Source organism: Sphingobacterium zeae (genome assembly GCF_030818895.1).
Classification (GTDB): domain Bacteria; phylum Bacteroidota; class Bacteroidia; order Sphingobacteriales; family Sphingobacteriaceae; genus Sphingobacterium; species Sphingobacterium zeae.
In genome coordinates, this window is record NZ_JAUTBA010000001.1 from 1,675,273 (window position 1) to 1,690,441 (window position 15,169).

Genomic DNA, 15,169 nt, shown 5'->3' on the forward strand with positions numbered 1-15,169 from the left:
TTGCCCGTTTCATAAATATTAATTATTTTGTGAACAAACAATATGTATATATGAAGCAGTTACTCATTATTATTCTTATGCTGTCGAGCTTGTTTTTTACGGCTTGTCAATCCCCCAGTCCGGATAAGTTTTTCGGAAAAGTTGTTTTAAATACCAATCTTATTGCAGATTTTGTGCCTGAGCGCTACGGCAAGCACCTCGAGCAGGAGACTGTGGAATTTGCGGACATGCCTTCCACTAAGAAAGTAGGCGATGAAGCTCAAAAGTCAGTCGAGATTAAGATTCAGGTTGTCGAAAAGGCCTTGAAGGATATCAAAGAGCTGAATGTTTCCGAGGCGGAAGCGAAAGCATTGAAAGAACAGTCTATTGCATTATTCGAGAAAGTCCTGCCCGTTTATAAAAATGAATATACGGCCTATGCAAAGTTATGTGATCGTAAGGGTTCGGCTGAAGAAAAGCAGGCTTTACTTCAAAAGATTGAGAAGAATGACATGCCCGAGATCAACAGTGCTTTTGACAATGTATATACCTTAGGTAAAGCTTACGCGGAAAAGCACAACCTAAATGTGAATTGGGGAAACTAACACATGAATGAAACACATCTTTACAGAAATAAGCGAAAAACAACGCAATTGCTGCTAATTTCAGCAGCATTTTGTTTGCTACTCTTCATCATATTACTTTATAGTATTGGATTGTTTGATGGAGTTTTTAAAGCTAAGCCCACGATCTTTTCTGCCGGAGTATTGTTGGTACTTCTCATCTTGTTGATTGTAAACTTGCTGAGCCTTCGGGATAAATCAGCACAGATTGTTCTTAGTGAAAAGTGTTTTCTCGGAAAAACTACACCATTGGCAAAAGCTTTTGGTCAAGGGGAATGGAAAGATGTAAAGTCTATTGATTTGGAGAAAGTGGGTGGGGATACCATGATCATTGTTACCTTAGAAAATCCAGTTAAATATAAAGATAGACTCCCATCACTCCTTTGGAAGATGGCCTACCAGGAATCTGCTCAAGAATTGAATATCATGTATTCGGCGTCAACCATTGATCTGGAGCCTTCAGCATTGCATCAACTGTTTTTATCTTATTGGAACAAGCAAAAGTAATGGCTCGTTTTTTTTGTTAATTTTAGCCAAATTACACCAATGAAACTTAAAATATATATCCTTGCGATCGCTGGACTCGGGCTGATGGCTTCCTGTGGATCAGGAGCTCACAACAGTCAAACTGTTGCTGATACCGCTAAGAATGAAAAGTTTAAATCGTATGAAGACCGTTTTATGCTGCAGCTTTGGAAAGAAAATCCAGAATGGGCTACCCAAGTGGGTTTTCATCAGTATGATTCTTTGTTAGCCATACCAGATGCGCATGCCAGAAAGCGACGGTTAGAATTTTCAAAAAACCAGTTGGACAGCCTGAAAAGCTTTGATTTGAATTCTTTGAATTTATCGCAACAGACAGATTATCATTTGATTCAAAATTATCTTGAATCAAATATTTGGTCGATAGAGCAAGAGCGTGCCTATGAATGGAACCCGTCGTCTTACAACGTTGGAGGAACCATCGCTTTTATGCTTGCAGAGCGTTATGCACCGTTATCGACGCGGCTTAAAGCCATTCAACAGCGTTTAATAAAAATTCCGGCCTATTATGAGGCTGCAAAGAAACAGCTTAAAAACCCGGCTCAGGTATTGACCGATTTGGCCATTCAACAGAATCTGGGTGGTTTATCTGTTTTTGAAAGTGACTTACTGGATTCATTGAAAAAATCAGATCTATCAATTGCGGAAAAAGAAGCCATTGGGAAGGCATGCCAGGAAGCTGTTGCGGCGATAAACGGGTATGTACAGTTTTTAAAAGTAACGCCTAATCCTTCGCCACGGAGTTTTAGATTGGGGAAAGCGCTTTACGACAAAAAATTCGATTTTGATATACAGTCTGGATCCACTGCCGAACAGGTTTATCAGGCTGCGCTTGCACGGAAAACCTATCTGCATGGCGAAATGTATAACATCAGCAAGGAACTTTGGCCAAAGTATTTTGGGAAATCAGCTGTGCCTGCAGATAGTTTGGCTGTCATCCGAAAAATGATCGATACCCTTTCGGTAAATCATGTCAAAGCAGAAGACTTTCAGTCGGCTATCGAAGCGCAGATACCTAAATTGGTCGCTTTTGTCAAACAGAAAGATTTACTGTATATCGACGAGAGTAAACCGCTGGTGGTGCGTAAAGAGCCCGCCTATATGGCTGGTGTCGCGGGCGCATCAATCAGTGCGCCGGGGCCATATGATAAAGGAGGTAACACCTATTATAATGTCGGTAGTCTAAGTGGCTGGACGAAGGAGGATAAGGAGAGTTATCTGAGAGAGTATAACCATTACATCCTGCAGATACTTAATATCCACGAAGCTATTCCGGGGCATTACACCCAATTGGTCTATGCCAACCAATCGCCAAGTCTCATCAAGAGTATTTTAGGAAATGGTGCTATGATTGAAGGTTGGGCAGTGTATACCGAGCAGATGATGTTGGAAAACGGTTACGGTGACAATGCGCCCGAAATGTGGTTGATGTGGTATAAATGGCATCTGCGTGCTGTTTGCAATGCCATATTGGACTACAGTGTACATGTGAAGAATATGAGCGAGAAAGACGCCATGCATCTGTTGGTGGATGAAGCCTTTCAACAGCAGGCCGAAGCAGCGGGTAAATGGAAGAGAGTGTCGGTAAGCAGTGTTCAGCTGACTTCTTATTACACTGGGTATAAAGAAATCTATGAACTTCGGGAGGCTGTTAAGCAAAAAGAAGGTAAACAGTTCAATTTGAAAAAGTTCCATGAGACGTTCCTGAGTTTTGGAAACTCGCCAGTGAAGTATATCCGCGAGATGATGCTAAAATAGCCATCGCGACCAATGACTGAGCCACTCCCCCAGAGTGGCTCAGTTGTTTTTAGGCAGGGTGGGTGTGGGTATTTTGGTCTTTCCTTTTCGTTTGTTTTTAACTTTTACTATATTCATGTAACATATCATTGTTTTGGTATACTAACCTACTATTAACAGTTAAAATTAATTATGAATTTATCCATAGAAACCCTTAGTAAGACCTATTCGAATGGGGTCAAAGCGTTAGACAATGTAGACTTAGAAATCAGACCCGGAATGTTTGGTTTGCTGGGGCCGAATGGTGCGGGTAAGTCTTCTTTAATGCGGACGATCGCTACGCTTCAGAAACCCGACAGTGGCCGTATTACTTTTGGCGATATCGATGTGTTAAAAAATCAGCTGGATTTGAGGAAAGTTTTGGGTTACCTGCCCCAGGAATTTGGTGTTTATCCCAACCTCTCGGCTTCCGATCTGCTGCAATACTTTGCTAAACTCAAAGGAATCAAATCCAAGGCGGACCGCAATGCTATTATCAACCGCGTCCTTGAAGTGACTAATCTTTGGGACGTGCGCAATAAAAATGTAAGCGGTTATTCGGGGGGTATGAAACAACGTTTTGGTATTGCCCAGTTGTTGCTGAATGATCCAAAATTGATTATTGTAGATGAGCCAACCGCGGGACTTGACCCAGCGGAAAGACATCGCTTTTTAAATGTCCTACGGGAAATAGGTACAGATCATACGGTTATTTTTTCTACCCATATTGTCGATGATGTACGCGAATTATGTCATGAGTTAGCTATTCTAAATGGTGGTAAGATCCTTTTGAGAGGTACTCCGAAAGAATCGATCGACCAATTGGAGGGAAAGATCTGGGTACGTATCATCAGTAGAGATCAATTGGACGAGTATACTCAAAAGTTTAACGTCATTTCGACCAATTACAATCAGGACAATACGCTCAACATTAGGGTGCACAGTGATGAGCGTCCGGATGAGTCATTTGTGAATGCCCAAGGTCAATTGGAAGATGTCTATTTTGTTGCGCTAAAAAATGATCAACGCCATGTTTAAAGCTATCTTTAATTTTGAATTTACGCGCTGGTTTAAAAGTTCGGCTGTCTATATCTACATGGCGCTGTTCTTTGCACTCTCGCTGTTTATTATGCTTTCATCGCTGGGCATCTTTGACGGTGTAACGGCGACCACTTCATCCAACACCATCCGAAACTCTCCTTGGGCAATTAATGGTATGGTCAATGGGATGTCAACAATTATTTATTTTTTGATTCCCTCCATTGTTGGAGCCTGTGTCTATCGTGATTTTCAGTATCAGGTGCATACGATACTGTTCAGTTACCCCTTTTCAAAAACGGATTACCTGTTGGGCAAATTCTTTGGGTCGGTAGCCGTGGTATTGGTTATTGTATTGGCGTCAACCGTTGGTATTGTTGTGGCACAATTTGTACCAGGCATCAATCAATCCTTATTGGGTCCAGTGGATATTTGGGCTTATCTACAGACTTATATCGTACAGGTTATTCCCAATCTGGTTATTTTTAGTGCCATTATCTTCGTACTCGTAACGTTGACGAGAAACGTATACGTTGGTTTTGTTGCCGTGCTGATCCTTATTATTCTTCAGGTGCTTGTTCAGAGTCTGGCAAACAACATGGACAATCGTTTTGTCGGTGCATTGATCGATCCTTTTGGCGATAGTGCCATCTCGTATTATACCCAGTACTGGTCGCCAGAGGAGAAGAATGTCAACAATCTGCCCTTTACGGGAGCAGTTATTTATAACCGCCTCATTTGGCTCGCTGTCGCAGCCTTATTCATTGGTGGGTTTTACATGTTATTTTCATTCTCCCAACATTCGATTTCCTTTAAATCGACAAAAAAAGGAGCTCGTTTAACAAAGAATAACTTTGACAGTATCTTCCGGATCAATTTGCCTAAGGTCAGCTATGATTTTTCGACATTTCATTATTTGAAAACAACATGGACAATGGCACGATACGACTATCGGTATATTGTTAAAAATCCCGTTTTTTTAATATTGACGCTCGTCGGGGTATTGTTCATTATTTTGATGGCAAGTACCATCGGATCGATCTTCGGAACGTCGACATATCCCGTCACCTGGAAAATGCTAATGATCCCGGGGAGTACGTTTAAGTTTTTCCTGCTGATCCTGACTTTTCTTTTTATAGGACTTTTAGTCCACCGTGGAACCATTACGCGGATGGGAGGGCTACTGGATACTACAGCAGCTCCCAACTGGGCTTTTATGGGATCTAAAATTATCGCCGTCCTGCTGATGCAGTTGACCCTGTTGGGCGTTGTGATCTTAACTTGTATGGCTTTTCAGGTTTACCATCGTTATTACAATTTTGAAATCAAACAATATGTGCTGCATTTGATGGTCTATGGTATGCTGTCTGATGTGGTATGGCTTTTTACATCACTGTTTGTCCATACGGTTTTCAAAAATTACCTGGCTGGATTCTTTGTGCTACTGACCTTATTTATTGGATTGCCATTTTTGTCTATGGTCGGAGTTGAACAGGAAATCTATCAGTTTAATCAGGGGCCAGGTCTTGACTACTCCGATATGGACGGGTTTGGTTATGTACTTCCCTTTTTGACGTATCGGATCTATTGGCTGCTCTTCGCGGTTGTTTTTGCTACGCTCGCACTAGTATTGTGGCGGAGAGGTAGTTTTTCGGGCTTCAGGGAGCGCTGGGCTATTCTTAGGGCCAACTGGAGCCCGACGGCAGGTGCGATAGTGGTGATCGCTTTCTTAGGTTTTGTTGGTATCGGCAGTGCAATATACTACGAAAACCACGTCAAAAACCCCTATTATACAAGTTTGGATCGTGAAAAACAGGCCGTCGAATGGGAAAAGAAATATAAGAAATATCAATATCGTCCGCAGCCACGCGTCGTGGATATTCAGTTTAATCTCGATATTTTTCCGGATACGCGTAGTTTTAAAGCAACAGCAGCCTATGTACTGAAAAATAAGACCAATATCGCTATCGATTCTATTTTTGTCAATTATAATGATTACGACTATCAATTTTCTTTCAATGTGCCAAATAAGCTGCTTTCTGCCGACGATGTATATAATTTTAATATTTATAAGCTCGATAAGCCCATGGCTCCGGGAGATTCCATTGTGTTAAAATTTAGTACGGAAAGTCCAGCCAATACCTGGATAAATGAAAAGTCACCAGTGAAAGGAAATGGTACGTTTATCAATAATATGCTTTTTCCGAATATAGGCTATCTGGACCGGGGCGAGCTGGTGGATAATGATGTGCGCAAGAAGTATGGTCTACCGTTTCGAAATCGGATGGCCCCGCAGAGTGATCGAAGAGCACTGCAAGATAATTATATCTCCAACGATGCGGATTGGATCCGTTTCGAAGCGACCGTAAGCACCGCTAAAGATCAGTTGGCTATTGCCCCGGGATATCTGACGAAGGAGTGGGAAAAAGATGGCCGCAAGTATTATCAGTACAAAATGGATTCAGAGATCCTCAACTTTTTTGCTTTTAATTCGGCGCAGTATGAAGTCAAAAAAGATAAGTGGAATGGTGTTAATTTGGAGATTTATTACCATAAGGGGCATATCTACAACCTCGATCGGATGATGGCTTCCAGCAAGTCTTCTTTGGCTTACTATACCAAAGAATACAGTGCTTATCCGCATCGACAATTGCGTATTATTGAATTTCCGCGTACAGCGGGAACTTTCGCGCAGTCTTTTGCCAATACCATTCCTTTTTCTGAGGCAATCGGTTTTATTGCCGATGTCGATGAGAAGAAGGAAGATGCCGTCGATTATCCCTACGCGGTAACAGCCCATGAGATAGCCCATCAATGGTGGGCCCATCAAGTGGTAGGGGCTAATGTGCAAGGCGCGACCTTAATGTCCGAAAGTATGTCTGAATATTCATCGCTTAAGGTGTTGGAAAAAAGATATGGCAAAGGGCAAATGCGTAAGTTTTTTAAAGATGCACTTGACGGCTATTTGCAAGGGCGAAGTGCCGAAAAGCTCGGGGAGAAGCCATTGATGTACAATGAGAATCAAATGTATATCCATTACCAAAAAGGGTCTTTGGTGCTGTACGCATTGAGTGATTATTTGGGTGAGGATCTTTTTAACAAGACTGCGCGAGCTTATTTGCAACGCACAGCTTTTCAAAATCCGCCATACACAACCTCAACCGAGTTTGTGGATAGCTTTAGGCAGGCAACTCCAGACTCCCTACGCTACCTGATCAAAGATATGTTTGAAACGATTACTTTGTATAATAATAAAATTGACAAAGTGAGCGCTAAGAAACTAAAGAATGGTAAGTATCAGGTCGATATCCAGTTTGAAGTAGCTAAATATCGTGTTGATGGCAATGGAAAAAAAAGCTATAGTGACGCAGGGGAGCAGGCGCTCTCATTTAAAAAATCGGATCGGCTGACAATAAAGTCTTTGCCTCTTGCAGATTATATTGAAGTTGGCGTTTTCTCCGGTAAAAAAGCCAAAGATGGAAATAACCGGCAGGAACTTTATTTAAAAAAGCATAGAATTGATCGGATCAATAATACCCTGACGCTAGTTGTTGATCAAAAGCCCGAACAGGTAGGCATAGATCCTTACAATAAACTGATTGATATTGAATCCGATGATAATAGGAAGGAGCTATAGAAAAGGTTGTGAAATAGAAAAGGGTATGAAAATCCTCATCGCAAGATGAGGATTTTTTTATTCGGGCAATTTAGGAGTCATCATACGTTGTTGTGTACTACTACTGATTGCTCCCAGAAATTTGAGCACAGCATTAATCTCTTCATTGCTAAGGTTTAGCTTTTTGAGCTTTGGCGAATGTATAGGCCTTGTTTTTGGGTCTATCGTCACGCTGCGTTGTATTGGTTCGGGATTACCGAGGTTATAGAGCTGTACGACATCTAATAACGATGGAAAATTACCGTGGTGCATCCACGGGCCAGTTAGCGTAATCTCACGCAACGAAGGCGTTCGGAATGCGCCTATATCTTCCTGTTTACCACTAATATGGTAATGGCCGAAATCCTGCTGCTTGGTACCATATAACGTCTGTCCATCGTTGTGGAACTGATTATCTGAAAATAGAGGCGTATTGTGACAGTTGATACAACGTGCTTTTGTCCGAAAAAGATGCAGCCCCCATACCTCTTCATCCGTCATCGCATTCTTATTTCCCTGGACAAAGCGGTCAAACTTGCTGTTATAACTACGAATGCCCCTTTCAAAAGTTGCAATCGACTGTTGAATGCGCAAGATATTGACCGTACTGTCTCCAAAGGCCGATTGGAACAAAGGGGCGTAACCAGCGATCTCCTGAATATGGCGAACAGCTACTTGGTGATCGGTGTTCATCTCCACACTGTCGGTTAGCGGAAACAATACCTGCGCTTCCAATGAAGACGACCGTCCATCCCAGAAGAAGGAACGGTAGTAGCCGACATTGTAGAGGGTCATGGCATTTCGCTTTCCTACTCGTCGACTATGTCCATGGGCCACACTCTTGCCGTCGCCCCAGCCCAGTTGTGGATCGTGACAGCTCACACAGGCCAACTGTTTTGTAGCCGAAAGCCTGGGGTCGAAAAATAGTATTTTCCCCAGCGCCGACTTTTCCTTGCTAAACGGGTTATCGGCAGGATACTGAACATGGGGCAAGGTGCCAATATCGACAAAGTTTGCCTTTACATCATCATCCAGATGTGGTTTCGGCCATCGCCTGCTATCGCCTGAGGAATATAGTTTGCGCCATAAGGCGATATCAGGAATATCTTGATCCTGCACAAAAGACAGTAAGATCACGACGACGCCCAATAAACCAAATACAAGTAATCTTCGTATCATTTGTTATTTACAATTCTAACGCTTTGGTACTTAATTTATATTTACGGGTAACTTTATTGGATCCACCGATCGCTGTCTCGTTAAAATTAACCTCCAGGTCGATTAATCCCTGTTTTAAATCGTAGGTTCCCGCACCACTGATACTGATTTCGAAAAATTCCATATCTTTCCGTTCTGTGGCAGCTTCGGTTTTCTTGTAGATTTTTACCTGTTGCTCCTTTACAGTCACTTTACCGAGCTGGCTGTTATGCTGATCGGGTAAGAATTGCAATACCTGGTCTACATTGATACCTGCCGTTTTGATGTTTGTCGTACCGATCTTATCGCTGTATAGTGTGACCATCTGGAAAAGATTGACTCCACTATCGGTTACATAGGGATTGGTAAAGCCCATGTATGTGGTGTCCGTTTTAGACACTGTGGGATAATGTGCGCGGATACGTTTTCCCCAGGTTTCTGTGGCCTCATCAAAACGGTAGATATATAGTTCAAAATAAGGATCCGAACTCGTAAAGGTAGCGATAGCATTATTGTCTGGCTTAGGAACATATTCTGGCTCCGGAGCCACGGTACTATCTTTACTACAGGAGATGGTGGAAAATAGGATACTGCAGATAGTGACGAATTTGGATAACTTAAGGATTGCTTTTAAACTGTTCATGTCGTATTTTATTAATTTGTATTTTAGTGTTGCTGATTAATATTAATAGCCAGGATTCTGTATCATGCGCTTATTGGAAAGCACCGACTGCTTTGGGATGGGCAATACCATATGATCATTTGGAAAAGTGACGTTACAGTTTGTCCCTGTACAGTCATTGCGCTTAACAGATAGCCCCCTGCGCATCAAATCAAGGTATAAAAGTCCTTCAAGACAGAGCTCGCGGCGACGTTCGTCAAGGATCTCATTGATCAACAGATTTTTTGTATTGAAAACGTAAGCTCCGAGCTTCGGATTACCGCGGAGTCGGATGGCATTCAAACTCAAAACAGCCTCATCGGTATAGCCTAGTTCAGCTGCTGCCTCCGCGTGAATCAAGTACATTTCCGAGAGGCGGATCAACTTGACACTAGTTACTGCCGTTTGTAGTGTTGGATATTTAAATATCCCACCGGCTGCTCTTACATCATCTTGGCCAAACAGTCCGAGGAGATCCTGACTTGGCCTAAACTGATAATAGGAATTACTGGCCTCCTTGACATAGTAACTACCGATTGAGTTGCCGGAATAATTGCTCGGAACGGCCAGCTCAAGAATAGATTCTTTGGTATTGGCCTGTTTCCAGCTGTCGATGTACTCAGCATGGTTATAAAGGGAATAGTTTGCTTTGAGCAGTTCGGCGCTGAAGGCATAAGCCTTTTGCCAATCGTTGCGATTGAGGGCCAGCCTTGCCTGAAGCGCTTTACTTGCCTGTAGGCTCATGTATATTTTGGCATTGCCCTCAAATACGGTTTTGCTATTGGCAAATAACGAATCAGCCAGATTCAGATCACTTTCGATATGTTGGTATACTTCTGCCACGGTAGAACGTGCTATTTGTGCATCTTTGGGGAGAATTGTGCTTTTGGCAAGTATGATACCCATATGCGAAGCATCCTTTGTATAAAGATAGGGCTGCGCATAGAACTGTACGAGATCAAAATGAACCAATGCCCGCAAGCCATACGCCTGCGCCATGATATGGTTGCGTTCAAGTGTACTGATATTGGTTATTGCCGGGACGCGTTTGATGATATTATTGATGGCATTGAGCAGCGTGTACTGATAGCTGTATAGTTTGTTCATCGTATCATTGTCAGCATCAGTCTCAAATGAATAGACATCTAACAGCGTTGTTCTACCCGCTGCGGCAAATGTCAAATTGCCACCGAGTAGATCGGGGTAAACCATGCGTACACCATTGTAGTAGTCCGACTGAAATAGGTTGTTGTACACCCCTGCAAGGGCTGATTTTGCTCCCTGCATATCGGAGAAAATAAGGTCTACCGAAACCTCGTTTTCCGGTTCTTTATCTAAGAATTTTGAGCAGCTCATTGTGCTCCAGGCCAAAAGGAAAGCAACACTTAGTGTCTTTATGTTCATAACTCGAATTATTGAAAGATTAAAGTGTGGTTCGTAAACCAATCGAAAAGTTACGTGTCTCAGGATAGATAAATCGGTATTCGCGGATGCCGTTTCTGCCCGCCGGACTTTTGTCTTTGAACCAATAGAATACATTGGTTACATTGAAGCTCAATGCTGTCTGTCCTATACCCATCCGTTTCATTAAACGATCGGCCAAACGATAGCTTAAGGAAGCGTTGCTTAGCTTGATATAGGTCATGCTGTACAAATAGCGGGAAGAGTTATTAACTGGTGAGCTGGAGTTTAGCTTTGGAATTGCCGTGATATCGCCCACCTGCTGCCATCGATCCAGCAAATTGACCGACATATTGGAGTTTGACAGACTATTTCCATCCCGTAAATAGGTTGTGGCTACAAACTTGTTGCCACCAAGATTATATTGTAAATTGAGCGTAAGCTGAAATCCCTTCCATCCCAAATTGTTAATAAGACTACCCTGAAAATCGGGCATCGCATTCCCCAGCAATTGGTAGGCGCTCTGCCCCATAGCCCGTATTTCGGTTCTGTTGACCACATCACCATTGGGGGTGTAGAAACCTTCCTCCCCGGTATTGGGATCTACGCCGGCCCATCTGATCCCCCACAATGATGTAGCGCTGTATCCTACCCGCTGGCCTGCACCTATGTTATCTGAGGAGTTTGCAGCATACAGCTCAATCAATGGATTATTAAACGAAGTCACCTTGTTTTTATTCCAGCCACCGATAAGTGTACTGTTCCATGTGACCTTGGACTGTTTTAACCATTGGTAGGCAACGCTCAAATCCAGTCCTTGATTGTACATGTTTCCTGAATTGAGCGGCATACCACCATAACCTGTTTCCAGTGGCACACTGATATTTGCGATCAGATTGCGGATATTGTTTCGGTATAAATCCAGTGCCACACGTAACCTATTGAAAGCATTCAGGTCAACGCCAACATTAAACTTGATATTCGTTTCCCAGCCTAAGTCCGGATTTTCCGCCGCAGAAGAAGATGGGCTTGCACTTATCTGTCCGCCATAGGTCACATTGTTGAATTTGTATAAACCTCTCGACGCATAGGATCCAATCCGCGAATTGCCTGTCGTTCCGAAGCTACCGCGTAAACGCAAAAAGTCTATTGCCTGAATGGCTTGCATAAATTTTTCATTGCTGATATTCCATCCCAATCCAAGCGCTCCATTCAGCGCCACCTGTTTGTCGCCACCAAACATAGACGACTGATCTGCACGGCCACTGAGAGAAGCATAAAATCGCTTGTCATAGTCGTAGTTCATCTGGACATAGTTGGATACTGTCGCGTCCGAGATTTTCGACGAAGAAGACGTCTTGGTGCTTGCGAGCCCGATTGCGATGACGCGGTCGTAGGTAAATCCGCTACCCTGCCCAACTAGTAAATTGCTGTATTGATCTTTTAGCTCCATCCCCGCAATTCCGACAAAGCGGTGTCCACTTCGCCATTTTGGACTGTAGGTAAGCTGTAGCATGGAAGTCCAGCTGTATGTCGTTCGGTCATTGATGCGCAGACGCCCATCTTTGGCAATGGAGGCGCCGGCGATACCCGAAAGAAAAGTTTCCTGCTTGGACTGCAGCATATTTCCGCCTATCGCTCCGCGCAAGCTTAGAAAAGGTAAAAGTGCATATTGCAGTTCGATCCGTGCGGTCCCTGTAAAAGCCAACGCTTTATCCGTATTTTCGGCTAATGCTGCGACTGGATTGACGAGGCCTAAGAAGGTGCTGTAACTTCCATCTTCCTGATAGGGGGTTATATTGGGCGGCATATAAGCGGCATTGGCGAATTGGTCGAGACCTTCCCGCCGCATCAGTGCCGGCGATATGGTGGTGGTCATTTGAAGCCTGTCGCTAAACTGATTATAATAACGTATAGAGCTTGTGTATTGCTTCAAACCATTTCCAGGACTGGCGTTTTGCTGATTACGGTAGCCCATGGAAAGATAATATGTATCTTTACCTTTCCCGCCCGAAAGAGACAGATTGATATTATCATAACGTGCATTACGTGACGTCAGTCCAAACCAGTCGGTATCGATGGTGTTGCTACCTGCCTTTTTTGAGGCATCAGTTGCCGTTGAGCCCGTATTTATATAAAACTCTCGCAGTAATTCGTAGTATTGCGGTCCGGAGAGTAATTTCATTTGGTTGATAAACGTGGAGACCCCGGTATTGTAAGAGGCTGTTAGCTGTGCCTTGCCACTGCGACCAGATTTGGTCGTGATCAAAATAACACCATTTGCCGCGTTTGCGCCATAGATTGCTGTTGCGGCAGCATCCTTAAGTACTGAAATGGATTCAATATCCAATGGGTTGATTCCTGCGATCGGATTCAGCAAGGTCTCCCCCGTGAATAGTGAATTGGCATCGCCTATTTCCTGTTCTTGTACAACAACACCATCAACAACGTACAGCGGCTGCGAAGAGGTCGATCGTCCGGTATTGCTTGTTAGGTTTGTCAGTGTTCCCTGGCCGCGAATATGAAGCTTAACAGGGGTGCCTAGGGAAGTGCTGGGTTCGACATATAATCCCGGCACTAGTCCTTCCAGCATTTTATCTACGCTTTCTATTGGCCGGTCGGCTTGCAAATCCTTGGCGCTGATCGTATACACACTCCCAATCATCTCTTCGCGTAGTTTCGGTGCTTCGTAGGTGCTGCTGACAAATACTTCCTCAAGTTGTTGATCTAATGGAACCAGTTTGATCCGCTGAAATGCGGTATCCACCTTAATGTCGTAATTTTGATAGCCCAAGTAACGTATTCCAATTTCCTGGCCGCGATTTTCAGCTGCGGTCAGTATGCGATATCGTCCTAAACTATCAGTGCGATAGGTTTTGTTTTCTTTCCTAAGTATTAGCGTCGCTCCGGCCAATGGCAAGCCTTTTTTTGCATCTGTCACTACACCGTTGAGCAATATGGGCTTAGCTGCCTTGCTGACGGCAATAACGTTAGAGCGTTTGATTCGCTGAAAGCGCAGCTGATGTGTCGATGCTAGCCTAGACAAATACGTGTCTATGTTCTCTTTGGCCGTGGGAAGAGGAACACGGCGCTGCAGTCCGATGGAAGCGTCGTAGGAAAAATGTACGGCGTGCTGCTGGGTCAATAATTTAAAAGCAGTTTCCAAGGTTCCTTGCCCGGGCGTGCTTTGTGCGGAAACGGCCCCAGCGGATAGTAGGAAAATGGTGTTCAATAAGAAGGTTCGTCTTACTGTTTCTTTAATAAAGCACATACGTATCTTTTGCTATTTTTTTTGATGACAATTCTTTTGAAAAACAAATCGCGGCGAGTGCAGCCTCAACAGGCAGCTTCTCAAAATGCCCGGTATATCTCCATCGCGCATCGGGTTTGCGTAGGGAGAGGTGGATGCCATAATATTGCGTCATTTTCCGGGCGACTTCAGCGAAAGGAGCATTTTGAAAATGTAAAATACCTTCCGGAAAATTATTGATCTGTGTGGGCGCAAATTTATCGAGATGGATATTCGTAGTGGTGACATACCCCTGTTGCCCAGGATTGAGCAGAATTTGTTTTTTATTGTTGCGGTTGGTCAGTTTAATCTTTCCGGAAAACAAACTTACACGGGTGTTTTTTGAATCAACTTGCTCCACCAAAAATTGTGTCCCCAATACCGTCACTAAGGCATTATCTGTTTTTACTGCAAATGTGCGGCCTGCGTTTTTTGAAATATTAAAGTGTGCATCACCGTTCAGCAGAACACACATGGTATCCTTACTGAAATGTTTTGGATAATGTAGTGTACTTCCACCCATCAACGTAATCTGGCTTCCATCACTGAGGTTAACCTTGATCATTCTGCCATTTTTGGTAGCGACATGAAGCCATTCTTCAGTAGAGGTAGGATGTAAGGCGAGCGTAGGTTGAGTCGTGCCTTTAAGAAAAATCTGATGGAATGAAAATGCACCGATGAGTAGGATAGAAGCTGCAGCAATCCATCGCCATTTTCCTCCTAGCTGATGTGTTTTTGCAGTTGCTTTGCTTTCCAGCTTTGCAAATAGTTTATCTTTTTCAACTTGCAATTCCCCTTCGCTGATATGCACGTTTAGGGCATCCAACATCGTCCTTGCTTCAGTAACAAGATGTAATTTATCTGGATTTTCTGCAATCCATGTCGTCCAAAAATGAATTTCCGCTCGTTTTGCGTTTCCATTGTGATAAGACACAAAACTCTCATCGGTTACTAAATCAACGCTATCGTTGTAAATTTTTTTCATGTATATATGAGTGTAGAGGAGA

At 43.3% G+C, this 15,169-nt stretch carries 10 protein-coding genes; 5 read left to right on the forward strand and 5 right to left on the reverse strand.

Going from position 1 to position 15,169, the window contains the following annotated elements:
- Positions 1–50 precede the first annotated feature (50 nt).
- The 5 genes from QE382_RS06990 to QE382_RS07010 all read left to right on the forward strand — a co-directional run bounded on the left by QE382_RS06990 (position 51) and on the right by QE382_RS07010 (position 7,596).
- Positions 51–584, forward strand: a complete 534-nt coding sequence (locus QE382_RS06990; RefSeq protein ID WP_307185255.1) for a hypothetical protein — start codon at positions 51–53, stop codon at positions 582–584.
- Between the two features lie 3 nt (positions 585–587).
- Positions 588–1,109 carry an STM3941 family protein gene (locus tag QE382_RS06995; RefSeq protein ID WP_307185256.1) on the forward strand — a complete coding sequence of 174 codons (522 nt, stop codon included), beginning with the start codon at positions 588–590 and terminating at the stop codon, positions 1,107–1,109.
- A gap of 39 nt (positions 1,110–1,148) precedes the next feature.
- Complete coding sequence (locus QE382_RS07000) at positions 1,149–2,903, forward strand: DUF885 domain-containing protein (protein ID WP_307185257.1); 1,755 nt, start codon at positions 1,149–1,151, stop codon at positions 2,901–2,903.
- 171 nt (positions 2,904–3,074) lie between these two features.
- A complete protein-coding gene (locus QE382_RS07005; protein WP_307185258.1) occupies positions 3,075–3,959 on the forward strand; it encodes an ABC transporter ATP-binding protein in 885 nt (294 codons plus the stop codon).
- A complete protein-coding gene (locus QE382_RS07010; protein ID WP_307185259.1) occupies positions 3,952–7,596 on the forward strand; it encodes a M1 family aminopeptidase in 3,645 nt (1,214 codons plus the stop codon). Before QE382_RS07005 ends, QE382_RS07010 begins: the two co-directional genes overlap by 8 nt.
- Before the next feature lie 57 nt (positions 7,597–7,653).
- Here QE382_RS07010 and QE382_RS07015 read toward each other — a convergent pair whose 3' ends face one another.
- The 5 genes from QE382_RS07015 to QE382_RS07035 are packed head-to-tail and all read right to left on the reverse strand — an operon-like array spanning position 7,654 to position 15,147.
- On the reverse strand, positions 7,654–8,793 hold the full coding sequence (locus QE382_RS07015) for a cytochrome-c peroxidase (protein WP_307185260.1): 1,140 nt from the start codon (positions 8,791–8,793) through the stop codon (positions 7,654–7,656).
- Between the two features lie 7 nt (positions 8,794–8,800).
- Positions 8,801–9,454, reverse strand: coding sequence for a hypothetical protein (locus QE382_RS07020; RefSeq protein ID WP_307185261.1), 654 nt, complete (start codon positions 9,452–9,454; stop codon positions 8,801–8,803).
- Positions 9,455–9,496: 42 nt separating this feature from the next.
- Positions 9,497–10,876 (reverse strand): RagB/SusD family nutrient uptake outer membrane protein, encoded by a 1,380-nt coding sequence (locus QE382_RS07025; RefSeq protein ID WP_209577842.1) that lies wholly within the window; start codon positions 10,874–10,876, stop codon positions 9,497–9,499.
- Positions 10,877–10,895: 19 nt separating this feature from the next.
- Entirely contained in the window at positions 10,896–14,144 is a 3,249-nt protein-coding gene (locus tag QE382_RS07030) for a SusC/RagA family TonB-linked outer membrane protein (RefSeq protein WP_293882975.1), read from the reverse strand.
- Entirely contained in the window at positions 14,131–15,147 is a 1,017-nt protein-coding gene (locus QE382_RS07035) for a FecR family protein (RefSeq protein WP_293882972.1), read from the reverse strand. Before QE382_RS07035 ends, QE382_RS07030 begins: the two co-directional genes overlap by 14 nt.
- Positions 15,148–15,169: the final 22 nt, after the last annotated feature.

Bases quoted from the DNA above. Each gene is read 5' to 3' on its own strand.
- QE382_RS06990 (WP_307185255.1), top strand. From the start codon at position 51: ATGAAGCAGTTACTCATTATTATTCTTATGCTGTCGAGCTTGTTTTTT.
- QE382_RS06995 (WP_307185256.1), top strand. From the start codon at position 588: ATGAATGAAACACATCTTTACAGAAATAAGCGAAAAACAACGCAATTG.
- QE382_RS07000 (WP_307185257.1), top strand. From the start codon at position 1,149: ATGAAACTTAAAATATATATCCTTGCGATCGCTGGACTCGGGCTGATG.
- QE382_RS07005 (WP_307185258.1), top strand. From the start codon at position 3,075: ATGAATTTATCCATAGAAACCCTTAGTAAGACCTATTCGAATGGGGTC.
- QE382_RS07010 (WP_307185259.1), top strand. From the start codon at position 3,952: ATGTTTAAAGCTATCTTTAATTTTGAATTTACGCGCTGGTTTAAAAGT.
- QE382_RS07015 (WP_307185260.1), bottom strand. From the start codon at position 8,793: ATGATACGAAGATTACTTGTATTTGGTTTATTGGGCGTCGTCGTGATC.
- QE382_RS07020 (WP_307185261.1), bottom strand. From the start codon at position 9,454: ATGAACAGTTTAAAAGCAATCCTTAAGTTATCCAAATTCGTCACTATC.
- QE382_RS07025 (WP_209577842.1), bottom strand. From the start codon at position 10,876: ATGAACATAAAGACACTAAGTGTTGCTTTCCTTTTGGCCTGGAGCACA.
- QE382_RS07030 (WP_293882975.1), bottom strand. From the start codon at position 14,144: ATGTGCTTTATTAAAGAAACAGTAAGACGAACCTTCTTATTGAACACC.
- QE382_RS07035 (WP_293882972.1), bottom strand. From the start codon at position 15,147: ATGAAAAAAATTTACAACGATAGCGTTGATTTAGTAACCGATGAGAGT.